Origin of the sequence: Nocardia sp. NPDC004168 (genome assembly GCF_040610355.1) — a bacterium.
Lineage (GTDB): Bacteria > Actinomycetota > Actinomycetes > Mycobacteriales > Mycobacteriaceae > Nocardia > Nocardia sichangensis.
In genome coordinates this window covers 262,600-286,065 of sequence record NZ_JBEXME010000003.1, presented here as the reverse complement: position 1 = coordinate 286,065, position 23,466 = coordinate 262,600, and the positions used below count along the sequence as shown (strand labels likewise).

Sequence of the window (23,466 nt, the reverse complement as noted above, 5' to 3'; positions counted from 1 at the left end):
GTCAACGACTCCGCTCGATACCGTTGCGGCCGTTGCCGTTCCGCTCCGGCCCAGGCCAGGACTGCGTATCCGGACCGGCCTGCTCACGGCCGGTACCGGTGAGGTCGCGCAGATAGCTGGCGCGCTTGCCCACCGGGCCGGTGTCGCCGGACTGCCGCCCCGGCTCCGAGGTCGGCGCCGAGCCGTTGCCGTTGCCGTGCTGGCGGTTGCCGTAGCGCTCGCGCTCGGGCGTGGACCTAACGAGCTTGCGCACCGCTTCGTCGCGTTCCTGCTTGAGCTGGTCACGCTCCGCGGTCAGCTGCTCGACACCCGGCCGGTCCCGCAATTCACCGATCTCGGCCGCGAGGCGCAGGTTGCGGTTCTTCAACGCCTCGATGTGTCCCTCGGCGGAGTCGAGTTTGCGGCGGATCTCGTCGCGGTCGGCGGTGACCGAATCCAGGCCGCGTTGCAGCAACCCGACCCGGTTTTCCAGCCGGTCCCGGTCGGCGGCCATGTCGTTCAACTGGCGCTCCACCTGCGCCAGCCGGTCAACACCGGTGGTTTCGGGTGGGCGTTCGCGGTCGGTGTTCTCCCGCTGGCGGGCGGCGTGCTCGCGGTGAACCTGCCCGGACAGCATCCGCTCCCGCAACACCGACTCCCGGTCGGCGAGCTGCCCGGCGACGGTCTCGGGGCGGCCGTAGTCGACGTATTGCTTCGCGGCGTGGAGGGTGTCGCGGGTCTCGACCGCCAGAGTGGTGCCGTCCGACCACGACGTGCCGCTGATGTTGCGCTGCAACCAGCTGGTGGCGCCGTGCTCGGTGGCGAACGAGCGGGATTCGGTCAGCTTCCCACCGTCCGGGTCGGTCCACGTCATTTCCGCGGTGTAGCGGTGGCGGTGGGCCTGGGCGGCGTCGATACGCGCGAGCAGCGCCTCCTCGGCGTTGGCGCGGCGCGCGGCGCCCAGGCTTTGCTGCCAGTTCTCCTCACGCTCCACCTCGGCGCGCTGGCGGGTGTTGACCGTCTCACGGGCGACGTGGGCGCGGTAGCGCAGTGCGTCGAGGCCGCGGACCTTGTGCGCTTTGGCGAAGAGGTTGCCGACCTGGAAGTGCGGGAAGATCGTCGCCGAGTCCAACCCGTCGAGGGCTATGCCCTGCTCGGTGCGGGTCAGGTGCTCGTTGCCGATGAAGCCACGGGCCAGGCGGTTGCGGTGCTCGGCCAGCGCGTGAGCGTCGCGGGCGCGCCGGTCATGGTCCACGCTCGAGTCGTTCGCACGGGCGGCGACCGCTTGGACGTGTACGCGGTAGCGGTCGATAGCCTGACCGGTCCAGGTCAGCTGATGCTTACGCATCACCTCGGCCTCGCGGCGCTGCTCACGCAGCGTCCGGCTGATCTCCTTGCGAATCTTGCGACGCTCCAAGAAGTTGCGGGCCTGGGCGTGCAGGCGGGTCAGCTCCGGCAGTGATCGCGCGAACTTGCGGGCCTCGGCGATCATCTCGTCTTCAGGGCTACGGTCGGTCATTGCGGTGAATTCCTCTCTGCGGTGGGTGTTTTCGGTGTTCATCGCGTGCGCTCGACGCGGTTGCGGCGCCGGTCGAGTTCGTCGGCGGCGGCGGCGGTGAGCTTGAGGCGGGTCGCGTACCGGCCGCGGGCGCGGGTCAGCCAGATGTCGGCGGCATCCAACTTCTCGTCGGCCATCGCCAGCGCGGTTTCCGCGCGGAAGGTGGCTTCGACGGGGTCGATCGGGTCGCCGAGGTTGTCGACCGCCAACGCGTCGGGGTGGCGGCGCAGGGCGGCGTACTCGCGGCGGATCTCGCTGATCTCGCGGCGCAGCTGGAACAGCTGGTCGTCGACGTTGTGCAGGCGCTCGTACAGATCAACCGGCGCAGTGCGGATCGGGTCGTCTGGGATCTTGTTGGTGCTCAAAGGATTTCCTTCCTTGTGGTGGTCACTGGACCTGGGGGTTGGTGATGGTGCGGTTGGTCTCGTGCTGGGTGCGGGCGCGGTCGATGCGCTCGACCAGGGCTCGCAGCAGCCCAACGATGGCGGTCGCGACGGCGGCGACGGCGTGGCTGATACCTGCGGTGACGGTGCCGATGGCTTGCGGCAGGGGCGGGCGGTGGGCGGCGTTCCACCACAGGTAGGCCACCCACGCGCCGCCGTAGACGGCCAGCGGACCGACCACCAGCGGCCCCTCACCCCATCCGGCGGTCACGGCTGCGCCGACCACAACGGCGGAAGCTGCCGCGGTGCGCCGCGCGGTCTGCGCCCGTGACCGCGCCGGGACCGGCGCCACCGCGGCGGCGGCCTGCTCGGTGGGTTCGTCGTCGAGGTCGGGCACGACGGCCAGCGCGGCCCGGCGCACCGGCTTGGCGTCGGCGGCGGGTCGTTCGGTCTGTGCGGGCGCGGTGCTCGGGGCAGTGTCGAGGTCGGCGATACCGGCCAGCCAGTCCTCGACTTCGTCGGCGAACAGTTCACCCGCGATCGCGGGATCGGTCGGTGTGGCAGCGGGGTCGGGCCGCCGCTGGCCCTCGTCGTCGTCGTTGTCGTCGTGGGGTCGGATGATGCGCATGGAATTGCCTTTCAATAGGTTTCGGAGAAATGCGAGGTTCAGGCGGTCGCGTCGGCGGTGACGGTCTCGGCCTCGGGATCGGCAGCGGTCGTGCCGGGCAGGGGACGCACGGCGGCGGGGTCGACGGGCACGACGTGCCCGAACTGGGCGCGTCCGGCCTTGGCATAGACGAACTGGCCGGTGTCGAACTGGCGGACGCGGTCGGGGTCGACCAGCCACTTCTCGCCGACCGACACCTGTCCTTCGTCGCCGGTGCGCTGGCCCTTGATCAGGTGCCGCGACGGCAGCATGTGCCGGACCGACCCGAAGTGCTTGCACAGCTCTCCGGCGTTCTCGACGTAGCCGAGCAGCACCCCGCCCGCGCAGGACTTCAAGATCCGGTCGAGCGCCCACTGGTCCCCGGCGACGCCCTCGGGGCTCTGGGCGGCGAACAGCACGCTCACGCCTTGGGAGCGGCCTCGCTCGCACACCTCTTCCAGCCCGATCGAGCCCTGGCTGGTGGTGAGCGCGCTCAGCTCGTCGATGATCAGGGTGACGCTGCGACGCTGGTCTTTGGCGGTGCGGGCAGCGCGCTGCATCAGCATCCGCAGGATGGCGGCGACCTGGGCGCGGGCGGCGTCCTTGTCCAGGCCGGGCACGGTCACATACAGCACGTCGAGGTCGTCGAGGTCGACGCCGTCGTCGAACACCATCCGACCGTCCTCACCCTGGAGGCTGTCGAACAGGTTGGATGCCTTGATCAGCATGTCGGCGAGCTGGTCGACCTTCTCCGACTGGAGGGCTTCGACCATCCGCTTCACGTCCGGGGCGTTGCCCCACAGATCCAGCAGTGTCTCAGGATTCAGCCGCTGCAAGAATTCCTGGCTCGACCGGGGCGGCCCGGCCGGGGCGTCGACGACCAGCGAGACGATGCGGCGGCGCAGCTCGTCGAAGTGCTGGCCTTCCGACGTTGACGCCTGTCCGGCGTTGAGCATGTCGCCGAGCACGGCGCGCTGGTCGCGGGCGCGCATCGCCCACACGTCCAGCCGGGCGCCGTGGGGAACCTCGGCGATGCGGTCGGCGGCGATACCGCGGCGCTGGGCGATCTCGCGCAACTCGTGCCCGAGAACCTTGTCGTCGTTGCCGCCCTTGCAGGACACGACCACCAGCAGCGGGCGTGGGTGCTTGCCGCGCATGCCCGGCACGTCCTTCCACCGCTGCCACGCGTTCCACTCGTATTCGAGCATCCCGACCGCGTACCGCTTGAGCAGCTCCGTCTTGCCCGTCCCGGTCGTGCCGAACGCGGCCATCTGGCGGCGCGCTTCCTTGTGCGGCACCACCATCCACGCCTGATGCCGCGCGGTCAGCTCCGACCACACACCGAGAGGGTTCGCCGAGCGCCGGTCCGCCAGCGGCCCCAGCACGATCCCGTCCGTTGTGGTGAACGGGGCACCGACCGACCGCGCGGCGCGAGCGGCCCCGGCGAACTGGCGTGCCGCGAGCGCCGCCTGCACCCGCTCGGTGCGGCCCAGGTTCTTCAACCCGACGGTGTTGGTCTTGTGCACGAACGACGCCCACCAGTACGTCGCCGCCAGCGCGGCCACCGGGGCACCGAGCAGGACCATCGTGCGCAGTCCGCCCATGTCGCCGTCGGCAATCCGCGCCGCACCCGACCACAACAGGGAGGTGGGGGTGATCCAGGATCCGCCGGCCATCGCCGAGGCCGCGGGCAGTAGCAGCGACCCGATCGCGAAGTTGCGCAACCGGTGCGGCGCCAACGGCCAGCGCGCCGCGACGGCCACGATCATGACCAGCATCGCCACGATCACGACACCGCACACCGTCGCTGTCGAGGCCGCGTCACCGACCGCGGACAAGTCCAGCGTCGGCAGATCCCAGCCTTCGACGTGGCGGATCGGCGGTGCCTGCGGCACCATCGGGCCGCTATCCGCACCCGGCTCCACTGGCGGCATGTCCGGCTGGCCAGTGGCGGGGACTTGCGGGCTGCCGTTGGGGTGGCAGTCCTGAGGGGTGAGAATCGGCTGGCAGTTCGGATTGCTCATGATGCTTCCTGCTGGGAGAGATGAATGAGGTTGCGGCGCCGACGGTTCGGGCTCGCTGCCTTGTTGGCCTCGCGCAATTGCGCGTACTTCTCGAGCCACGCGGCCCATTCCGCGTCGAAATCGCTGACCACCAGATGCAGTTCCAGCCGTCCGAACTCGTGGTCTGGTAGCCGATCGGAAGCGGCGTTGACGTTGTCGCGGACGGCTCGGGACCGGCACAGGTAGAGCACGCCGACCATCGGTTCGACGTCGCTGTCACGGGCGGCGCGGATCGCGCCCCGCAACGCGATGTCCATGTGTTCCGGCTGCTTCTTGGACAGCTCGACCTCCAGTGCCCACCAGCCGTGAACGCCCTCCCGAGCACCCAGGAACCGGCCGTCGTGGATGTGGGTGCGCCCCAGTTGCGGCTCGCGACCGGTCGACACCGGCACCGGGGTCTTCGACCGCAGTCCGCCCTCGGCGGACTGCACACGGTGGCGCAGCACCCGCTCCGACACCCACAGCTGCGGATCGGAACCGACCAACATCACCCGTGCCTGCGCCACCGCCCGGTAGTGCTCGGCCAACGCCAACCGCGGACGCCAATCACTGGGCCGCCAACCCAAGAAGCGGGCCGCGGTTACGCGGGTGGGCACCACCCATTTCTCACCCGCCTGAACCTCTTGCGGCTCGTACACGTCGCCGTCGCGGACGAGGTCGGCGACCAGCGCGTACACGTGGTTGCGCTCCATCCCCAGGAACCAGCCCAACGTGTCCCGCTGCATCCCGTTCATCTCCGACAACGCCGCCAACACCGATGTCTTTCGCGCTGTCGACCGCTGCGGCCGGTCGGGGATGAGAGCCTGAACGGTGGTGCGAGGCAGGCCAACTCGCCGCCCGATCTCGGCCTGGCTGAGCCCGCGACCGTGCAATCGCGTGACCTCCCCGAGCGTCACCTCCACCCGGCGGGCACGGATGCCCAGGGTGCGGGCGATCTTCTGGTAGCTCATTCCCGAGGCGCGCAACGCGGTGATGGACTCGTCGAGATCCGCGCCGTGACTCTCCTTGTTGTGGTTCATCGGGTTCGCTCCCTTCCCTGCCGCGAACCGCGGCTGTGACCGGCCGCGCGGCGGCGCTCGGCGATGTCGGCGCGGGCCTGCGCGATGAACTCGCGCATCTCCGTCGCATCCACCCCTCGCCGCTCCGCGGCCATCGCCGAGCGGGTCCACCGCGCCAGCTGCAATGCCTCCAGCTGCGCCTCGCTCGAAACTCGTTTCGGCACCGCCGATTCCGCGTCGTACAGGTGCGCCTTCAATGGACCGCGCGAACCACCCCGCGCCCGCAGCACCTGCGCCTCGTACTCACCCCCAGGGCTCTTGCCCTCACGCGCCAGCTGACGGCGGGTCCGCAGATACTGCGGCGCCAAACCCCACGGCCACGTCGGGATACCGAACCGCTTGCCATCCGGATCGTGAAAACGGCTCATCGCGAACGCTCGATCCCACGGGAAGGCTCCCGGCGCAAACGGTCCCGATCAGCGGCGATCTGTGCGCGGATCTTCGCCGCCAACGCCGGACCATGGCGGTAGTCGAGCAACCGGTCCCACACCGCAGTTCGCTCGGCGTGAACCTGCGCCTGATGCTCACCGACGTGCTGCGCCCTCGACATCTCGAAGTCGTTGTCGCGGTAGTCCTTCGCCTCCGACACATCGCCAGCGGAGAACACCATGTCGGCCAGCACACCGTGAACGACATCCAAGCAGGCCTTCTCGGCCTCCAGTTCCGCCCGCTCGCGGTGGCGGTCCGCCGCGCTCACGGCGCCACCCCCTCGGGCAGCTGCGACCGCGGCACACACGACCCCGCCGGTTCCGCCGGAACCCCGGCGTCCACCGGGCGGCAGATGTTCGGCGACGGCACATAGTCCTGCTGATCGATCCACGCCGCCGTGCACCCGCCCATCCCGATGAGCAGCAGCACACCGACCGCAGCCAGCCGAACCATCGGCGGCAACAACCCCAGCGGCGCGAACACCGCACTCGTGCCGGTAAACTCCGGACCGGCCATGGAGTGCAACGGGTTGTGTCCGCCACGGCGGTCGAAATGCGTGACCGTGTAGCCCTGAACAGGCGGGTCCTGCCGCCACGGCGCGCTCATCGCCGGACCTTCCAGCGCCTCGACGACCGCCAGAACGCGATCGCGCCCAAAGACATCACCGTGAAACCGACAACCTCAGGTGCCGTCAGCACGAGGTAGCCGACCGCGATGGCGGCAACCATCAGACCGAACGTCCGCGCCCGCATCAGCACTCACCGCCCCTGCGGTCTCGACCGCGACGGCGGCGGGCCTGCGCAGACTTCAACGCGAGCCGCGTGTAATGAGCCTTCCGAGCCTGATCAGCGCGGTACGCGCGCTCCTCCGGGCTCAACAGCCCATCCGGGTCGACAATGCGGTCAAACTTGCTCGCCATCGCCGCCCGCGCCTTCGCAGTGCGCGCCGCGCGATCGGAAGTTTTCGCCCAGGACTCGTGCGCGGCGATCCGCGCCTGCAATGTCCGCTCGACCGGGGTGCTCATGCCACACCGCCGTTGATGATGGTCGCGGCGGGCCGGATCAGCGCCAGCAACTCGTCACGCTCGACCCGCAGCAGGCGTCCGTTCACCCTGAATCCGTTGAGATCACCGGCCGCGATCCAGTTTCGAATCGTCTTCGTGTCGACGTCGACGAGGGCCGCCGCGGTCTTGAGGCTGATCAGATTCCGGGCCTCAGTAGAAGCCTTGTCCATCAATGCCCGCTCCTTCGAAAAGTGGGAAATACGTTGCAGTTCCCCACTTTTCGCCGAAACTTCGGGCGTAAGCACCGCATAGGTGGACTTGTCCAGACGTCTCAGGTACCGTTAAAGAAGTCCCTAGACGTCCCTGAAATTGGAGGCGAAATGGCGAACGAACGCCTTCGCAATGCGATGCAGCAGGCTGGCCTCGACATCCCGGACGTCGCGGACAAGGTCGGCGTGGAGCCAAAGACCGTCGAACGGTGGATCACGAAGGGCCGCGTGCCCTACCCGAAGCACCGGCATGCCGTCGCCGCGCTAGTCGGAGAAACCGAGAACTACTTGTGGCCGGACGCTCTCGCGCCAGAACGGAAGGTCGAGGTTGCACAATCGGAAGTCCTGACGGTCTACCCACACCGCAGTGCAATTCCAAGCGACCTGTGGAAGCGGCTGCTGTCGAGCACCAGCGAACAACTCGACGTCCTCGTGCTCGCGGGCTTGTTCCTTGCCGAGGAGCCCGAATTCACACGAACCCTGCGCAAGAAGACACGCGACGGGCTGAAGGTTCGACTGCTGTTCGGTCGCCCGACCGCGGCGGAAGCCGACAAGCGGAGCGCCGAGGAACGCCTGGCGGCAGGCACCGTGCCCTCGCGTATCAACAACGCACTCGCACTGATCGAGCCGCTGGCCGAGATCGAGGGCGTCGAGCTTCGATACCACGACACGACGCTCTACAACTCGGTGTTCCGATTCGACAACGAGATGATCGTCAACATGCATGTCTACGGGCTGCCGGGTGCGCACGCCCCCGCGCTTCATCTGCGCCAGTTGCCCGCTGGCGACATGTTCGAGACGTATATGACCAGCTTCGAGCACGTATGGTCGAACGCGACCCCCGAAAGGTGATCGTTCATGGCCCGGACCGATTATTTCCACGACCCTGACGCACCCACGCCGAACAACATCAAGGTCGCCGTTAGTGCATTTGTGCGCGATTCACAGGGCAGAATCCTGATGATCCACCGCACCGACAATGATCACTATTCGATCCCTGGGGGCGGGCTCGAAGCGGGCGAGACGGTGACACAGGCGCTCGTACGAGAGGTCAAAGAGGAAACCGGGATCGACGTCCAGGTGACCGACCTCATCGGAATATTCTCGAATCCGGAGCACGTCATCGCATACGACGATGGTGAAGTCCGTCAAGAGTTCTCCATCTGCTTTCGCGCCGACCCAATCGGAGGCGAACTCCGAACCAGTTCGGAGTCGAAGGAAGTCAGATGGGTTGCACCGAGCGACGTTTCGTCTCTGGACGTCCATCCATCGATCGCGCTTCGTATTGAGCGGGGCCTGACCCCTTCAGCGCGGCCGTATTACACGTGACAGACGACGAACAGCTGACTATTCACCCAACAACTTCTCGGTACGGCCAACTGCTTCGATCAGCTCAGGCGCGGCCTCAGCCAACGACCTGGATACGACATGATCCGGGCCGTACCGTTCGCGGACCTCAGCAATGCGACTGAGCACATCCGTCGTCTCACCGGTTGGGGTCGTCGTTATATCCGCCCACCACAGCGCGTCGCGGAGCGCTGTCTGCTCATCCGGCCAGCTGATCTCGATATTGCGATTGCGCGCCTCGACACAAGCACACGAATGATTGGCGACGAGAGCACACAATCGCTCAGGCGCGCCCTCACGCCGCAGGAACTCGGCGCCATCAACCGGATGAAATCCGGTCCTACGGATCGACGGCGCATAGCCGATGTCATGCAGCCACGCCGCAGCCAACAATAGGTCGCCGTCGTCAACCACATCGACGGCCTGCTGAGCATGCCGAGCAACGCCTTGGACGTGCTGCCACCGCCGAGACAGGCCGACGAGATTGCCCCGTGCCAGCTGCGCAGCCCACGCAACGAAGTCATCGGTCATACAGGCAACCGTATCGCCTTGCCGCATGACCTGCTGTTGCCCCTGACTGCGCCGCCCGGATGGCCCTACAGCTTGTCTCCAAGACGTGCTCGACGGTGGGCTGCTTTTGCGCGTTGGTCGGCAACAGACTTGCCGTAGCGGTCGAGCATCTGACGGGAGCGCCATCCGGCCAACATCATGAGGTCCTGTTCCTGGCCGCCGTTGGCGAGCCAGTTGTGGGCGAACCAGTGGCGCAGCATGTGCGGGTGAATGTGGTCGATGCCCGCGGCCTCGGCACGGCGTTCCAACATCTGCCTTATGCCATGGTCGGTCATAGGACCCTGCCGCCCGAGCCACAGCCGGTCGCTCTTCTTCGCGAATTGGTGTTGGTTGCGGGCGCGCAGATACCGGCGCAGCGCGATGCGCGTCTTATCGCCGAACGGTGACGACCGCGGCCGGCCGCCCTTGCCGACGACCAACGCGCTGTTCTCCTCGAAGTCGAGATCGTCCAGACCGAGGTTGGCGACCTCGCCGCAGCGGCACCCCGTGTCCGCGAACAGACGGATGATCGCGTTGTCCCGCCGCGAATCGAAGTCAGTCCCGGCGCACTGGTCGAGCAAGGCGCGCAGGGATTCGAGACTCGGGACCGGCACAAGCTTGTCCGGGGCGTCCGGCAGGCTCAGTTTGTCGAACGGGTCGGATTCGATGATCTCCTCGGCCGCAAGGTATTTGAAGAACTGCTGAAGGCTCCGATACTGGCTGCGCGCGTACTGCGGGGACAGCGGCTCACCGGTCCGCCGGTTCGTCCTGGAAAGCAGTGTCTCGATGTACCCGCCGATGTGGTTACGGGTGATCTCGGGCGCATCTGTCGGTAGCCCCTCGGCGACCAGGTAATCAGCGAAGTAGCCGATGTGGACCAGGTAGACCTCGATCGTCTTCTTGGCACGGTTCTTCCTCCGCAGCTCGGTAGCGAAGTCGTCTCGCAACTCGCGGATGTCGTCCAGCGAAGCCGTCCCCATCGCCCGATGCTACCGCAATAATCTATTCGTGGAAGAGCGCTGTTCTAGATCGAAACCTCTCCAGAAAAACAAAAACCCGCTGGTCAGCGGGTGTTTGTGGGGCGGGCGGGGCTCGAACCCGCGACCAATGGATTATGAGTCCACGGCTCTAACCGACTGAGCTACCGCCCCGTGCCGCGGGGAACCGCGAGCGTTGGGGATGCTACCGGGTCGGGTGGGTTCCGGACCAGTCGGCTGGAGTGACCTAGGGTGGGTGGGTCGGAAACTTACTGGAGGGTCAGGTATGGCCGGTCTGTTCACGAAGGTGCTGAAGGCGCATCAGTGGGTGTACGAGAACAGCGGTGGGCTGGTGGGGCATCGGCTGCTGCTGGGGAATCCGACGCTGCTGCTGCGGACGGTGGGACGCAAGTCCGGCAAGAAACGGACCTCGGCGCTGACGTACGCGCGCGACGGTGCGGACTATCTGGTGACGGCGTCCAACGGCGGATCGCCGCGGCCGCCAGGATGGCTGGCGAACGTGAAGGCCCGACCTGAATGCGAAATCCAGGTCGGACGGCGGAAACTGACGGTGCGGGCCCGGGCGACGCTGCCGGATGATCCCGAGTACGCGCGGCGGTGGGCGCTCGTCGACGAGGTGAACAAGGGTCGCTACAGCGCCTATCAGAAGCTGACGAAGCGGCCCATCGCGGTCGTGGTGCTGACCCCGGTGTAGCGGAGCGGGGTCAGCCCTCGCGGTAGTCCTCGTCCCAGTCGTCCTCGTAGTCCTCGGCGTCGTCATGGTCGTCCCATGGCTCGGCTTCCTTCGGCGGCCTGCTGGCGAACTGGACGACAGCTACCACGAAGCCGAGGACCACGATGACGATTGCGACGACGAGCACAGTTTCCACCCCGGCACCCTAGCGCCGTCGCCGGGGCAGCGCACTACGTCGATTGTCCAGTTCGCCGGTTTGTTCACACTGTTAACAAAGTGCGCCCGAGCGCCGCCCTCGACTCGATGGCGGCATGCGCCCGGTCGGCCTGGTCGAGCGGGAAGGTCTGACCGATGACGACCTCGAGGCGGCCCGCGACGACCTCCTCCTGAGCGCGCCGGGCGATCGCCTGCCAATCGATGTCCGCGCCGGTGATGTCGAACAGCCCGTAGACGCTGATGCCGCGCGCCGCGGCGGTTTCCTGGTTCAGTACGGCGAATTGGCCTGCGGCGGCTCCGTATCCGAAAAAACGCCCGCCATCAGCGGCAACCGTGAGCGCCGCCTCGCCGAGCGCGCCGCCCGCGCCGTCGAACACCACGTGCGCGCCCGCTCCCCCGGTCGCGGCGCGCGCCTTCGCCGCCCAGTCGGGCGCGGAGTAGTCGACCACCGCGGTCGCGCCGAGCCGCTCGGCGAGTTCCAGCTTGGCGGCGCCACGTGCGGCGGCGAGGACGTGCGCGCCCGCCGCACGGGCGAGCTGGATCAGCAGCACACCGAGCCCACCGGCCGCGGCGGTGATCAGGACCCATTGCCCAGGCTGGACGGCGGCATGGTCGAACACCGCGAGCGCGGTTCGACCGTCGTGGGCCAGCGCGACGGCCTGCGTCGCGGTCAGCCCCTCCGGCAAGGCAGTCAGCGTATCCGCCTTGGCCAGCGCTTTCTCGGCATATCCGCCGATCGGCAGGCCGCCGCCGATGCCGCTGGCCGCGGTGGGCGTCGACACCCGCTTGCCGATCCAGGACGAATCGACGCCGGAACCGACCGACGCCACCACCCCGGCGACCGCGCCGCCGGGCACATAGGGCAACTCGATCGCGAAGAAGTCGGTTCCCCAACCGCTCCGCAGCCTGGTGTCCAGGAACATCACATCCGCGGCGGCCACGTCGACGACCACCTCCCCTGGTCCCGCCACCGGATCCGGCAGCTCCCGAACCACGAGCACTTCCGGTCCACCGAACTCACCGGCTTGCACAGCCCGCATGTCACACACCCTTCGTCGTTCCTTGCCGTCTTCGGACGAAGATCAGCATGGAACCTGAAGTCGTGTTGAGGTCAAATCGTGCGTCAGGAACCGCCGCCGCAGCTGGAGCTGCTGCCACCACCACAGCTGGAACTGCTGCCACCACCGCAACTGGAACTACTGCCGCCGCCGCAGCTGGAACTACTCCCGCCGCCGCAACCGCTTCCCCCGCCGCAACTGCTGCCGTGGTGATGATGGCCGTGGTGGTGCTGATGCCCGCCGCCACAGCCGCTCGGCTGGTCGGATCCGCCGATCAGACCGGCTCCGCCGGCCGCCCAGAACGGATCTGTGGAACCCCCCTCGTAATATCCGCCGCTTCGGTTCCCACCGCGCCACGCACCGTACGGCGGCGGCTGATAGCGGTTGCGCTGCGAACGGATGATGGCGACTACGGCGATGATCGGAGCCGCCACGAGGAGCAGCACCATCAACAGGATGATCAGAAAGATGAGTGCGCTCATGTCAGAACGGTAGCGGCACATCGGCGCGCACGTACAGTGAACTGTGGTGAACTTCAGGTTCCGTCGAAACCCGGTGCGCGAGGTCGACCTGGCGACCGTACGCGCCGCCGTCGACGCGCTGGAACTGCCCGAGGCAGTCTACAAGACCTGCCCTTGGCAGCCACGGGAATTGGTGGACAAGGGATTGCGCCAGTGGCTGCTGTGCTGCGGCGCGGCCATGCGTGACAACCAGGTGATCGGCATGCCGTCACACGCGGTCGACGAGGCATGGCACGGATTCATCCTGTGCACCACGCGCTACGCCGATTTCTGCGCGAGGGCCTACGGCCGCTTCCTGCACCACTTCCCGGAAGGCGCCGGGCCGGCGAACCCCGCGCACGGATCCATGGACGAACAGCTCGGCCGCACCGTGGTCGCGTGGTCGTTCGTGGCGGCTCCCGGCGAGGAATGCGTGCTGTGGGATCTGGACCGGCGGGTCGGTGTCGAGCACCCGTGGGGCATCGACGCCGATCGGGTCGTGGCCGTCGAGGCGGAGCTGGCCCGCACTCTCGCCTCCTGATCTCAGGTCAGCTTCACCCGCGCCGCCAGGAATCGGACGACGCCGGGCGCGAACCGGCCGAAGTGGTACTGCAAGTGGGCTTCCGGCGTCACCGGCACGATGCCGCGATCCCGCTGCACCGCGCGCACGATCCGCTCGGCCACCTTCTCCGGCCCGTAGCGCCGCATCCGGTACAGGTTGTCGTAACGCTCCTGCTTGCGCTTCTCCTCCTCCGCGCTGACGCCGGAGAACCGAGTGCGCCGCACGATGTCGGTGTGCACGATGCCGGGGCAGATGGTGTGCACCGAGATGCCGCGACCGGCGACTTCCGCTCGCAAGCAGTCGGAGAACATGAACACCGCCGACTTGCTGGTGGCGTAGGCGCTGAACCCCTGCTGCGGACTGTAGGCCGCCATGCTCGACAGGTTCACGATGTGTCCACCGAGACCGCGCTCGGCCATAGCCGGACCGAACGCGCGGCAGCCGTTCACCACCCCGCCTAGGTTGATCCGCAGCACCCGGTCGAATTCCTCCGCCGACGTCTCGAAGAATCCACCGGCCTGACCGATCCCCGCGTTGTTGATCAGGATGTCCGGGACGCCGTGGGTCGCCAGCACCGCCTCGGCGTGCGCGCGCATCGCGCCTTCATCGGCGACGTCGAGCGGATAGACGTGCGCCGCACCGTGTTCGGCGGCGATCAGCTCGGCGGTCTCCTTCGCCGCCGCCGGATCGATGTCGGAGACGACGATCTCCGCGCCGCGACGGGCCAAGGCGAGCGCGGTCGCGCGCCCGATGCCGCTGCCACCGCCGGTGATGACCACAAGTCGATCATCGAACGGCCGCGCGGACCGCCCCACCTCGGCGCGGCGCAGAGTCCGGGGCGCCGCCGAGCCGCCGAGGGTGTCGATCAGTTCGGTGGTCGCGGTGGCCAGCAACTCCGGATGAGAGAACGGCATCCAGTGCCCGGCGGGGACGTCCCGCCGCCACAGCCGCTCGGTCCACTTGTGTTCGTCGTCGAATCCGGCGGGTCGCACGGCGACGTCGCGTCCGGCGACGATCAGCTGCACCGGCACTTCGGTGCGCCGCTCGCGTGGGGCGAGCATGCGCTGCACGATGTTCGCGCGGTAGATCAGCAGGCCGTCGACGATGTCGGCGCGAAAGGTGGGGCCGAGACGCACGTTCGACGGCTCGGTCTCGTTCATCAGCGCGACGACCCGCCGCCAGAGGCGTTCGGTCCCTACCAGTCCGAAGGTGGCGCGCGGCAGCCCGGGGGTCATGAAGAAGAAGGTGTATGCCGAGGACAGCAGTTGGGTGAACGGCTGCCACACGTTGCGCGGTGTCGGACGCGTCAGCCGGTCGCGGATCCATTTGCCGACGTGGTCCAGGTTCGGTCCCGAGACCGAGGTGAAGGACGCGATCCGGGCCGCCGCGCCGGGCTCGCACACCGCTTCCCATACCTGCACCGAACCCCAGTCGTGGGCGAGCACATGTACGGGCCGATCGGGGCTGACCGCGTCGGCGACCGCGTAGAAGTCCGCGGCCAGGCGGTCGAGCCGGAAGTCGGCGGTGCGCCGGGTGCGGGTGGAGCGTCCGTGCCCGCGGGTGTCGTAGGCGACGACGTGGAAGCGTCGAGCCAGGCGCGGAACAACGGCGTCCCACAGGTGATGGGTGTCCGGCCAACCGTGCACCAGCACAATGGTTTCCGCGGCCGGGTCACCGTATTCGTAGACGGCGAGGTCGAATTCGCCGCTGCGCACGCTGCGTCCCACTGCGGGGATTTCGGCGATTTCGGTGGTGGTCATCAGGTTTCTCCTCAGCCGAATGGCGGGTCGGATCACAGATCGAGCACGAGGCGGCCACCGTCGGCGCGCGAGACGCAGACGAGCATCACGCCCGCCTCGTGCTCGGCGTCGGTGAGCACGCTGTCGCGATGGTCGGGTTCGCCGGCCAGTACCCGGACCTTGCAGGTGCGGCAGAATCCTTGTCTGCACGAGTACGGGCGGTCGGGCCGGGAAGCGAGGATGGCGTCGAGCGCGGTGCGGTCCGCGGCGACATCGACGACCTCCCCCGTGGAAGCGAATTCGATCTCGAACGGCTTACCGTTCACGATCGGCGGTGGCGAGAACCGCTCGAAATGCAGTTCCACCTGGGGGATTTCCCGCACCGCATCGGCAACGACGGTGATCATCGGCACCGGACCGCAGCAATAGACGGCGGTGTCGGGTCCGACGCCGGGCAGCAGGGCGCCCGCATCGGGGAGACCGTGTTCGTCGTCGGTGCGGACCACGACGCGGTCGCCGAATCCCGCCAACTCGTCGAGGAAGGGCAAGGTATCCCGGCTGCGCCCCGTGTACACCATCGACCACTCGATACCCAGCCGATGCGCCAACCTGACCATGGGCAGGATCGGCGTGACGCCGATGCCGCCCGCCACGAAATGCAAACGCGCGGCGGGAGATCCGTGACCGGGCACGGCGAACGGGAAGGCGTTGCGCGGACCGCGCACCACGATCGCCGAACCCACCGGAAGACAGTCGTGCACCTCGACAGATCCACCGCCGCCTTCGGGGATCCGGCGCACCGCCACCCGGTAGGCGCGGACGTCCGCGGGGTCGCCGCACAGCGAGTACTGCCGCAAACGGCCGGAAGGCAGCTCGAGGTCGAGATGCGCGCCGGGACGCCAGGGCGGCAACGCGCGCCCGTCGGGGGCGGCCAGCCGCAGGCTCACCACGTCTTGGTCGTGCGCCTCGATCCGCCGCTCGGTGACCACCAGCGCGAGCCGCCGATCGTCCGTCTTCGGCCGCGGATCGCGCCGATTGATCAGAGCGGTCCAGCGCAGTCGAGCCGAGGCCACCGCGTCGAGCACCCGCACGGTGCGGTCGCGCTCGCGTCTGCCGAACAGGTCTGCGGGCAATTGATCGGGAACCGGCGACCTCACGAGGCGATCGCCCGCGCCGCCGGGGACTTTGCCAGATAGGCCACCGCCTGAGCGGTGGAGCCGACCGTCTCCGGGTTGTAGCCGGGCCTGAACGTGCTCAACGCACTCCACAGCAGCGAGGGGACGCCGGGCAACGCGCCGCGCCACATCGCACCGAAGGCCCGCATCAGCAGCCCCGGATAGCCGTAATCGGGCAGGTCGCGGTCCTGGTGGACGAGGAACTTGGTGCCGCGCACCACCAACGTCAGGAAGATGGGGAACACCAGCAGCATGAGGGCCGCGCGCCGCACGTATCCGGCCCCGAAGTACACGGCCACGTCGTGCGCGACGTGCCGGTGCTCGACCTCCTCCGCCCCGTGCCAGCGGAACAGGTCGGCCATGCGCGGGTCGGCGCCGAACCGCTCCAGATCCGCGTTGAGCACCCAGTCGCCGAGGTAGGCGAAGAAATGCTCCAGGCACGCGATGAAGGCCAGCCGCTCCACCATCACCTGCCGTTCGGCGACGCCTTCGACATCTCTCGGCCCGAGCGTGCGGCGGAACAGATACTCGGCGTGCCGCAGATAGGGCTCGGGATCGATGCCGTGCGCGGCGAGCACCTCGTGCAACACCTTGTCGTGCGTCTCGGCGTGCATCGATTCCTGACCGATGAACCCGAGCATCGCCTCCCGCAGCCGCTCGTCCCGCACGTACGGCAGCGCCTCGGCGTAGGCGGCGCAGAACATGCGCTCCCCTTCGGGCAGCAGGAGATTCAGCGAGTTGATCAGATGCGAGGCGATGGGCTCGGCGGGCATCCAGCGCAGCGGCGTGTCCGACCAGTCGAAGCGCACGTTGCGGGCGTGCAGCGCCACGGCGCCCGGGTCGGTGTCGGGCCGCCGCCCGGCCCTGCGAAGTAGCTTCATCGATACTCCTCGATCCTCACGCGCCCGCGTCGCCGCGCGATTCCTACATATCCGTAGCAAGGATCATACACATACGTGGAACTTTCGGTAACACACAAAAGCGTCACGCACCGCTGTACGGTGACACCACCCGCGACAGTCGTCACACCTGCCGTTTCCGGCCCAAAATTAGAACGTGTTCTAGTAGTCTTTTGCTATGGAACGATTGACCGGATTGGATGCCAGCTTTCTCTACTTGGAAACCGGGACCCAGCATCTGCACGTCTGCGCGCTGCTGATCCTCGACCCGTCGTCGGGCGGCTACTCGTTCGACGGCTTCAAAGCCGAACTGGCTCGGCGACTTCCCCTGATTCCGCAGATGCGCCGCCGCGTGTACGAGGTGCCGTTGAACCTCGACCATCCCGTGTGGGTGGAGGACGAGAATTTCGACCTCGACTACCACGTCCGCCGCATCGCGATCGCGGCGCCGGCCGGACGCCGCGAACTGGCCGAACTCGTCGGGGACATCGCCAGCCGCCCCATGGATCGCGACCGCCCGTTGTGGGAGATGTCCGTGGTGGAGGGTCTCGACGACGGGAAGGTCGCGGTGGTGTGCAAATACCACCACGCCGCCGTGGACGGCATCACCGGCGCCGACCTGATGATGCACCTGTGCGATCTGGAGCCGGGTGCCGCCAAGGAGGTACCCGACCAGGAGTGGCGCCCCGAGCCGAAACCGAATGACTGGCAATTACTGGCCGAGGCGGTGGTGAAGTTCCCGACCCGAGCGGGCATCGTCGGGATGCTGCCGAAAACGGTCGGCGTAGTCGCCGGTTTCGCGCAGCGCCGTCGCCAGAACAAGACGGGCATGGCCATCCCGTTCTCCGCTCCCCGCACGCCGTTCAATCTCGCCATCACCCCGCACCGCGCCGTCGCGTTCACCGAGGCCGAACTCGACGCCGTCAAGGAGATCCGCTCCGCGTTCGGCGTCAAGGTGAACGACGTGGTGCTGACCGTCGTCGCCGGTGCGCTGCGCGCCTATCTGGCCGGGCGCGACGAGCTGCCGGACCGCTCGCTCATCGCGTCCGTACCCGTGTCCGTGCACGAGTCGACCCGGCACAAGGCCGGGATCAACAAGGTGTCCACGCTGTTCGCGCGGCTGGGCACCGACATCGCCGACCCGGTGGAACGCCTGCGCGAGGTGGCCGAGGCCAACCGGGGAGCCAAGGAAGAGCACGAGGTGATGGGTGCCGACTTCCTGCAGGACTGGTCGAAATACGCCCCGCCGAACACCTTCCGGCTCGCCGCACGGATGTACTCCTCGCTCAAGCTGGCGGAGAAGCACCCGGTGGTGCACAACTTGGTGGTGTCCAACGTGCCCGGTCCGCCGATGCCGCTGTACTTCCTCGGCATCCGGGTCGACGGGATGTACCCGTTCGGACCGGTGTTCCACGGCGCGGGCCTGACGGTGACCGTGCTGTCGAACAACGACAAGCTGAATTTCGGATTCATCGCCTGCAAGGAACTGGTGCCCGACATCGCCGCGCTGGCCGACGCCGTTCCCGGCGTGGTCGCCGAATTGCTCGCCGCGGCACGCACGTCGGGCTGAGCGCCGGGTCCCGGTCCGCCACCGCCGCCGGACGGGACCCGCCGAGTCACATCTTCGCGGCGACGGCCGCACAGGCTTCGAGCAGCACCGGTACGAAACGATCGGCTTCCAACACACAGGACGCGTGCCCGGCCGCGACCAGATGCTTGCTCGACCCTGGAATCATCGTCGCCAACTCCATCTGCCGATAGACGGGAATCGCGCGATCTCGGGTCGTGATCACCACCGCCGTCGGCATCGTCAGCTCCGGCAACCACGCGGTCGCGTCGAAGCGCCCCACCGCGGCGAGCACCTGGGTGAGCGCCCACCCGCTGGTGCTGCGGAACTCGCCGAGCGCCCAGCGATCCAACCGTCCCGGCGCCCACGTGATCTCGGGAAGCTCGGGCAGACGGCCCGCGAGCTTCTCGGCACGACGGTAGGAGTATTGCTCCACAGCGGCGGCGACAGCGCCGAACGTCCGGTGAAAAGCGTGCTCGCGCCATTTCTCGCGGAACCGATAGGGCGTCGCGCACAGCACCAGCCCGCTCACTCGGTCCGGATGGCGACGTCCCGCCAGCAGGCTGACGATTCCGCCCAGCGAAAACCCTGCGCAGATGGCTCGGTCGATCTCCAACGCGTCGAGCACGGCCGCCACGTCGTCGGCGCAGTCCTCCAGGGTGAACCGCTCGGAGCGGATGCCGCGCCCGTGCCACCGTTGGTCGAACAGGATGACCCGGTACCGCCGGGCCAGCTCCGCCAGCGACGGGAACCAGGTGAGGTACGCGGTGCAGGCGGTGGCGTGCAGCAGCACCAGCGCGGGCGCGTGCTCGGGCCCCGGGATGTCGACCACGTAGGTCCGGCCTCGACCCGCCAGCTCGACCAGGCGGCCACCGGGCACCTCGGCGATATCCGGCACCCGCAAACGTCCGCCGAACCGCGTCACGCTTCGGCCGGGGTTCGTCATAGCGCACCTCCCGAGTGGTCACACCTCCGCAATTCTAGAACACGTTCCATATCTGCGGCGCACAGGAATGGCATCGACGGCCCGCTCACCGGGACGCGCGGTCGATCACGCCGTCACCGGCGACCGCCTGGGCTACTGTCGCGAGACGTGTCGACACCAGGCGCATTTTCTGTAACGTGTTACAGGCAGATCGAGAGACGGAGGTACCCCGGATGGGGCGGTTGACCGGCAAGGTGGCGTTGATCAGCGGCGGAGCGCGTGGCATGGGCGCGGCGCACGCCAAGGCCCTGGTCGCCGCGGACGCGCGCGTGGTGTTGGGCGACGTGCTCGACGACGAAGGCGCCGCGGTCGCCGCGGAACTCGGCGACAACGCCGCCTACGTCCACCTCGACGTGCGCGAGCCGGAAGACTGGCGCCAAGCCGTCGGCGCGGCGGTGGAGCGCTTCGGGTCACTGAGTGTCCTGGTGAACAACGCGGGCATCGTGAACGGCAACCTGCTCGTCGCGTTCGAATTGGCCGAGTGGCAACGGATCATCGACATCAACCTCACCGGCACATTCCTCGGGATGCAGGCCGCTACGCCCGCGATGATCGATGCAGGCGGCGGCTCGATCATCAACATCTCCTCCGTCGAAGGCATGCGCGGCAGCCCGGGCCTGCACGGCTACACGGCCACCAAGTTCGCCGTGCGCGGGCTCACCAAATCCACCGCGCTCGAGCTGGCGCAGTACAAGATCCGAGTGAATTCCGTGCACCCCGGCTTGATCCGTACACCGATGACCGAGAACATCCCGGAGGACTTCCTCCAGATCCCGCTCGGCCGCGGCGCCGACCCGTCCGAGGTCTCCGCGCTGGTGACGTTCCTGGCCAGCGACGAATCGTCGTACTCGACCGGCGCCGAGTTCGTGGTGGACGGCGGTCTCACCGTAGGCGTTCCGCACAAGAGCTTCTGAGTCACCCGCGGGTGGCCAGCAGAGCGAGCGGCGGAAGCGACACCAGCGCCACGGCCACGATCGCGTTGCTCCACTTGTAGGCCACCAGCAGCGCGGCGAACTCGCGCAGGAAGGCGCTCGGCAAGTAGTAGAAGGCGGTCTTGGCGCCCGTCACCTCGGCGTCGAGGTCGAGGCGGCGGGCCAGGATCGCCGTGCGCAACATGTGAAAGTTGCTCGTCACCAGCACCATGCGCGTAGTGGGACCGCGCTCGCCGAGCAGCCGTTTGGTGAAGAGCAGATTCTCCTCGGTCGTTCCCGACCGGTCTTCCAGCACGACGCGGTCTTCCGGCACGCCCCGGTCGATCAAGTAATCACCCATGGCCGAGGCCTCGGAGACCTCCTCGTCGTCTCCCCTACCGCCACTGGCGATCAACAGTGGGGCGCGCCCAGCACCGGCTTCGTCACGGTAAACCTCGATCGCCCGATCCAGGCGCGCGGCCAGCAGCGGCGGCACCTCACCGTCGACCAGCCCGGCGCCGTGCACGACGATCGCGTCCATCCCGGGACGGTAGGGCAACAGTCCGTAGCACAGGGAATACAACAGGAACGCCGCGAACAGAAATCCGACGTAGCTGATCGTCATCGTGAGCGACGCCAGAAGCACTACCAGCCAAATGTTTTCGGTCAGCAGTGCCAGGACGAGCACCACGTACGGCGTCAACAGGGCGATACCGAGTCCGAGCGGCAACAGATTCGGAAGACGCCAACCCTCACGGCGCACCAACTGCGCGCCGTTGGCGATCGACAACCCGGCCAGCGCCAGCACCAGCAGCGGTGACAGCAGCACCACCAGCGGCGCGAGCACCACCGTGCGCTCGCCCTCGATGATCCGGCCGACCACCCACGCGCCGACGAACCCCAGCCCGAGGAGCAGGAACACGCCGTGGCCCAGACGCCTGCGGTCCCTGCCGAATCGCACCGCGAACACACCGAGCAGGACCACGCCGACGACCAGCAAAAGCACCGGGTCACGGTAGCCGACGGGCGCGCGGCGCGCCCCCCGTCGACGAGCGGCGCGGCGACCTCGGCTTTTTCCCGATCGTCCCCTACAGTGTGCAGGTCCGGGCATCGGTCGCGAGCGACCGGTGTCCGGCTGCATTCGGCTTCAGCACACCAGCGTTACTGAACAGCACGTTGTGATGAAGGGGAGTCGACGAAAACCATGCTTCGATTATTCATTGCCACCGCAGCGGCCGCCCTCTGTGTGATCACACCGCAGGCCGCGGCGCAACCGATCTACCCCGCACCGGATCCGGATCCGTTCTACGCCGCTTCGGCGGGATTGGACCACGCCGGGCCTGGCGACGTCCTCGCCGTCCGCCCGATGCCCGCGCTACCGATGTTTCCCGGCTCGACGGTCACGATGATCAAATTCCGCTCCACCAACTCCGCGGGCGAGCCGATCGCGGCCACCACCACCGTGCTGACGCCGCAGAATCCCACCCCCGGCAGGCCACTGCTGTCCTATCAGCACATCATCAACGCACTCGGCACCCAGTGCACGGTGTCGCGCGTGCTCTACACCAGCGACCCCAACCTGTCGATCCGCGAAGCGCCCGCGCTCAATGCCCTCCTGCTGCGCGGCTGGTCGGTCGCTCTCCCCGACCACCTCGGACCCACCAGTGCCTACGGCGCCGCCAAACTCGGCGGCATGATCACGCTGGACGGCATCCGCGCCGCACGGCGGGTCGCCGAACTCGGATTGGCGGACAGCCCGGTCGGCCTGCTCGGCTATTCCGGCGGAGGCATGGCGAGCGCGTGGGCGGCCGCGCTGGCGCCGACCTACGCGCCGGAACTGTCGCTCGTCGGGGTCGCCTCTGGCGGGGTGCCCATGAATCTGGTCAAGATGATCGAGGGCCTCGGCTACGCGCCGCACGCGGTGTTCGGTCTCGCTTTCGCCGCCGCCCTCGGGCTGGAGCGTGAGTACCCGACGCGGCTGCCGGTGAGCGACCAACTGAATTCGCTCGGCTTGTCGGTCCGCAATCGGATCGCCAACAGTTGCACCAACGACATCCTGCTGGTCGGCGCAGGCCGCGGCATCGTGGACGTCGCGGCCTCGAACTCACTGGCCGACGACAAGCGCGCACGCGAGGTGCTCGAGGAGAACAGCCTCGAACTCTACGAGGACATCCCGGCCACGCCGAGCTACCAATGGCGGGCGGAGCAGGACACTCTCATCCCGGTTGAGTCGGTCGACGCTACGGTTCGGCGGTATTGCGCCGCGGGTGCGCGAGTGCAATACGAGAAATTCCCGAGCCCGGACCATCTGTCCGCCGCGGTGCTCGGCGTACCGTCCGCGCTCAGTTGGCTGGAAGCGCGCTTCAAAGGTGTTCCCGCGCCGAGTAATTGCTGAGAACGGCCCGGCGGTGGTTCACCGCCGGGCCGGTGACGGGCCGTTCCGCCAAACGGCCACATCGAATCTCGCGGGAGCTAGGCGTCCTTGCCGCTCTCGTACGCGCTCTGACGGGCCTCGTCGAGATCTGCTTCCGCACGGGCCTTTTCGGCCTCGGCTTCCTTCTGCGCCGCCTCGCGCTGCGATTCGGCCTTGTCCTGCTGTGCGCGACCCTCTTTCTTCAGGTCCTCGTCACCGGTGACGACGCCAGCGGCTTCCTTCGCCTTCCCCTTGGCGTCCTCGACGACACCTTCGACAGCTTCCAGGGGTCCGCTCCGATGCTCGGGCATCACATACCTCCCAATTCCTTGTCGGCTGACATGGGTCGCATACCCGGGACCGGCAGAGCCAATCACCTTGTGAGCGCTGCCACGGGTTGTCTTCACTCGTTCCCGCGCGACCGCGACGCGAACAGCCGTACGAACCGCTGCCCGGAGCCCGCCAATTCCCGTAGGGATCCGGCCG

At 67.9% G+C, this 23,466-nt stretch carries 29 protein-coding genes and 1 tRNA gene; 8 read left to right on the top strand and 22 right to left on the bottom strand.

Translation table 11 applies throughout. From position 1 onward, the window contains the following. Position 1: 1 nt before the first annotated feature. The 11 genes from ABZW96_RS08360 to ABZW96_RS08310 are packed head-to-tail and all read right to left on the bottom strand — an operon-like array spanning position 2 to position 7,424. Complete coding sequence (locus ABZW96_RS08360; protein WP_355072600.1) at positions 2 to 1,498, bottom strand: hypothetical protein; 1,497 nt, start codon at positions 1,496 to 1,498, stop codon at positions 2 to 4. Between the two features lie 38 nt (positions 1,499 to 1,536). Then, positions 1,537 to 1,902, bottom strand: coding sequence for a hypothetical protein (locus ABZW96_RS08355; protein ID WP_355072599.1), 366 nt, complete (start codon positions 1,900 to 1,902; stop codon positions 1,537 to 1,539). A gap of 22 nt (positions 1,903 to 1,924) precedes the next feature. Further along, entirely contained in the window at positions 1,925 to 2,548 is a 624-nt protein-coding gene (locus tag ABZW96_RS08350; protein WP_355072597.1) for a hypothetical protein, read from the bottom strand. A gap of 38 nt (positions 2,549 to 2,586) precedes the next feature. Then, complete coding sequence (locus tag ABZW96_RS08345) at positions 2,587 to 4,590, bottom strand: hypothetical protein (protein WP_355072595.1); 2,004 nt, start codon at positions 4,588 to 4,590, stop codon at positions 2,587 to 2,589. Further along, positions 4,587 to 5,648 (bottom strand): hypothetical protein, encoded by a 1,062-nt coding sequence (locus ABZW96_RS08340; protein ID WP_355072593.1) that lies wholly within the window; start codon positions 5,646 to 5,648, stop codon positions 4,587 to 4,589. Before ABZW96_RS08340 ends, ABZW96_RS08345 begins: the two co-directional genes overlap by 4 nt. Next, positions 5,645 to 6,055, bottom strand: a complete 411-nt coding sequence (locus ABZW96_RS08335; protein WP_355072591.1) for a hypothetical protein — start codon at positions 6,053 to 6,055, stop codon at positions 5,645 to 5,647. The genes ABZW96_RS08340 and ABZW96_RS08335 overlap by 4 nt, the downstream gene beginning before the upstream one ends. Then, the gene (locus ABZW96_RS08330; RefSeq protein WP_355072589.1) at positions 6,052 to 6,384 is read right to left on the bottom strand and encodes a hypothetical protein; all 333 of its coding nucleotides are present in this window, start codon (positions 6,382 to 6,384) and stop codon (positions 6,052 to 6,054) included. The genes ABZW96_RS08335 and ABZW96_RS08330 overlap by 4 nt, the downstream gene beginning before the upstream one ends. Continuing rightward, a complete protein-coding gene (locus ABZW96_RS08325) occupies positions 6,381 to 6,722 on the bottom strand; it encodes a hypothetical protein (RefSeq protein WP_355072587.1) in 342 nt (113 codons plus the stop codon). Before ABZW96_RS08325 ends, ABZW96_RS08330 begins: the two co-directional genes overlap by 4 nt. Then, on the bottom strand, positions 6,719 to 6,874 hold the full coding sequence (locus ABZW96_RS08320; protein WP_355072585.1) for a hypothetical protein: 156 nt from the start codon (positions 6,872 to 6,874) through the stop codon (positions 6,719 to 6,721). The genes ABZW96_RS08325 and ABZW96_RS08320 overlap by 4 nt, the downstream gene beginning before the upstream one ends. Then, positions 6,868 to 7,140, bottom strand: coding sequence for a hypothetical protein (locus tag ABZW96_RS08315; RefSeq protein ID WP_355072583.1), 273 nt, complete (start codon positions 7,138 to 7,140; stop codon positions 6,868 to 6,870). The genes ABZW96_RS08320 and ABZW96_RS08315 overlap by 7 nt, the downstream gene beginning before the upstream one ends. Next, complete coding sequence (locus ABZW96_RS08310) at positions 7,137 to 7,424, bottom strand: helix-turn-helix domain-containing protein (RefSeq protein ID WP_355072581.1); 288 nt, start codon at positions 7,422 to 7,424, stop codon at positions 7,137 to 7,139. Before ABZW96_RS08310 ends, ABZW96_RS08315 begins: the two co-directional genes overlap by 4 nt. A gap of 75 nt (positions 7,425 to 7,499) precedes the next feature. Between ABZW96_RS08310 and ABZW96_RS08305 the strand changes: the two genes are divergently transcribed. Both ABZW96_RS08305 and ABZW96_RS08300 read left to right on the top strand, forming a co-directional pair. Further along, positions 7,500 to 8,240 (top strand): helix-turn-helix transcriptional regulator, encoded by a 741-nt coding sequence (locus tag ABZW96_RS08305; protein ID WP_063049160.1) that lies wholly within the window; start codon positions 7,500 to 7,502, stop codon positions 8,238 to 8,240. 6 nt (positions 8,241 to 8,246) lie between these two features. Beyond that, complete coding sequence (locus ABZW96_RS08300) at positions 8,247 to 8,717, top strand: NUDIX domain-containing protein (protein WP_355072579.1); 471 nt, start codon at positions 8,247 to 8,249, stop codon at positions 8,715 to 8,717. Positions 8,718 to 8,735: 18 nt separating this feature from the next. Here the strand turns inward: ABZW96_RS08300 and ABZW96_RS08295 are convergent, their stop codons facing one another. The 3 genes from ABZW96_RS08295 to ABZW96_RS08285 all read right to left on the bottom strand — a co-directional run bounded on the left by ABZW96_RS08295 (position 8,736) and on the right by ABZW96_RS08285 (position 10,435). Continuing rightward, positions 8,736 to 9,266 carry an HD domain-containing protein gene (locus ABZW96_RS08295; protein WP_355072577.1) on the bottom strand — a complete coding sequence of 177 codons (531 nt, stop codon included), beginning with the start codon at positions 9,264 to 9,266 and terminating at the stop codon, positions 8,736 to 8,738. A 65-nt stretch (positions 9,267 to 9,331) separates the two neighbouring features. Next, positions 9,332 to 10,264 carry a tyrosine-type recombinase/integrase gene (locus ABZW96_RS08290; protein ID WP_355072576.1) on the bottom strand — a complete coding sequence of 311 codons (933 nt, stop codon included), beginning with the start codon at positions 10,262 to 10,264 and terminating at the stop codon, positions 9,332 to 9,334. Between the two features lie 97 nt (positions 10,265 to 10,361). After that, positions 10,362 to 10,435 (bottom strand) — tRNA-Ile (locus tag ABZW96_RS08285). Positions 10,436 to 10,547: 112 nt separating this feature from the next. Between ABZW96_RS08285 and ABZW96_RS08280 the strand changes: the two genes are divergently transcribed. Further along, complete coding sequence (locus ABZW96_RS08280; protein WP_355072574.1) at positions 10,548 to 10,976, top strand: nitroreductase/quinone reductase family protein; 429 nt, start codon at positions 10,548 to 10,550, stop codon at positions 10,974 to 10,976. A gap of 10 nt (positions 10,977 to 10,986) precedes the next feature. On the opposite strand, the gene ABZW96_RS08275 is transcribed toward ABZW96_RS08280, so the two are convergent. Both ABZW96_RS08275 and ABZW96_RS08270 read right to left on the bottom strand, forming a co-directional pair. Further along, on the bottom strand, positions 10,987 to 11,151 hold the full coding sequence (locus ABZW96_RS08275; RefSeq protein WP_355072572.1) for a hypothetical protein: 165 nt from the start codon (positions 11,149 to 11,151) through the stop codon (positions 10,987 to 10,989). Between the two features lie 64 nt (positions 11,152 to 11,215). Then, positions 11,216 to 12,211: a zinc-binding dehydrogenase gene (locus ABZW96_RS08270; protein WP_355072571.1), complete on the bottom strand. Its 996-nt coding sequence runs from the start codon at positions 12,209 to 12,211 to the stop codon at positions 11,216 to 11,218. A 78-nt stretch (positions 12,212 to 12,289) separates the two neighbouring features. Here ABZW96_RS08270 and ABZW96_RS08265 point away from each other — a divergent pair, with 78 nt between their 5' ends. After that, the gene (locus ABZW96_RS08265) at positions 12,290 to 12,442 is read left to right on the top strand and encodes a hypothetical protein (RefSeq protein WP_174553193.1); all 153 of its coding nucleotides are present in this window, start codon (positions 12,290 to 12,292) and stop codon (positions 12,440 to 12,442) included. Between the two features lie 342 nt (positions 12,443 to 12,784). Beyond that, positions 12,785 to 13,270 (top strand): hypothetical protein, encoded by a 486-nt coding sequence (locus ABZW96_RS08260; RefSeq protein WP_355072974.1) that lies wholly within the window; start codon positions 12,785 to 12,787, stop codon positions 13,268 to 13,270. A 2-nt stretch (positions 13,271 to 13,272) separates the two neighbouring features. On the opposite strand, the gene ABZW96_RS08255 is transcribed toward ABZW96_RS08260, so the two are convergent. The 3 genes from ABZW96_RS08255 to ABZW96_RS08245 form a co-directional block, all read right to left on the bottom strand. Next, positions 13,273 to 15,051, bottom strand: a complete 1,779-nt coding sequence (locus tag ABZW96_RS08255; RefSeq protein ID WP_355072568.1) for an SDR family oxidoreductase — start codon at positions 15,049 to 15,051, stop codon at positions 13,273 to 13,275. A gap of 32 nt (positions 15,052 to 15,083) precedes the next feature. Next, on the bottom strand, positions 15,084 to 16,115 hold the full coding sequence (locus tag ABZW96_RS08250; protein WP_355072973.1) for a PDR/VanB family oxidoreductase: 1,032 nt from the start codon (positions 16,113 to 16,115) through the stop codon (positions 15,084 to 15,086). A gap of 68 nt (positions 16,116 to 16,183) precedes the next feature. After that, positions 16,184 to 17,086, bottom strand: a complete 903-nt coding sequence (locus ABZW96_RS08245) for a metal-dependent hydrolase (protein ID WP_355072566.1) — start codon at positions 17,084 to 17,086, stop codon at positions 16,184 to 16,186. Positions 17,087 to 17,282: 196 nt separating this feature from the next. Between ABZW96_RS08245 and ABZW96_RS08240 the strand changes: the two genes are divergently transcribed. Next, positions 17,283 to 18,674 carry a wax ester/triacylglycerol synthase family O-acyltransferase gene (locus tag ABZW96_RS08240; protein ID WP_355072564.1) on the top strand — a complete coding sequence of 464 codons (1,392 nt, stop codon included), beginning with the start codon at positions 17,283 to 17,285 and terminating at the stop codon, positions 18,672 to 18,674. A gap of 46 nt (positions 18,675 to 18,720) precedes the next feature. Here the strand turns inward: ABZW96_RS08240 and ABZW96_RS08235 are convergent, their stop codons facing one another. Further along, a complete protein-coding gene (locus tag ABZW96_RS08235) occupies positions 18,721 to 19,617 on the bottom strand; it encodes an alpha/beta hydrolase (RefSeq protein WP_355072563.1) in 897 nt (298 codons plus the stop codon). Between the two features lie 212 nt (positions 19,618 to 19,829). Here ABZW96_RS08235 and ABZW96_RS08230 point away from each other — a divergent pair, with 212 nt between their 5' ends. Continuing rightward, complete coding sequence (locus ABZW96_RS08230) at positions 19,830 to 20,570, top strand: glucose 1-dehydrogenase (RefSeq protein WP_355072561.1); 741 nt, start codon at positions 19,830 to 19,832, stop codon at positions 20,568 to 20,570. Position 20,571: 1 nt separating this feature from the next. Here the strand turns inward: ABZW96_RS08230 and ABZW96_RS08225 are convergent, their stop codons facing one another. Further along, positions 20,572 to 21,573 (bottom strand): YdcF family protein, encoded by a 1,002-nt coding sequence (locus ABZW96_RS08225; protein WP_355072559.1) that lies wholly within the window; start codon positions 21,571 to 21,573, stop codon positions 20,572 to 20,574. A gap of 198 nt (positions 21,574 to 21,771) precedes the next feature. On the opposite strand from ABZW96_RS08225, the gene ABZW96_RS08220 reads away from it, so the two are divergent. Next, entirely contained in the window at positions 21,772 to 22,962 is a 1,191-nt protein-coding gene (locus ABZW96_RS08220) for a lipase family protein (RefSeq protein ID WP_355072558.1), read from the top strand. A gap of 77 nt (positions 22,963 to 23,039) precedes the next feature. On the opposite strand, the gene ABZW96_RS08215 is transcribed toward ABZW96_RS08220, so the two are convergent. Then, the gene (locus ABZW96_RS08215) at positions 23,040 to 23,291 is read right to left on the bottom strand and encodes a CsbD family protein (protein ID WP_039804891.1); all 252 of its coding nucleotides are present in this window, start codon (positions 23,289 to 23,291) and stop codon (positions 23,040 to 23,042) included. Between the last annotated feature and the right edge of the window lie 175 nt (positions 23,292 to 23,466).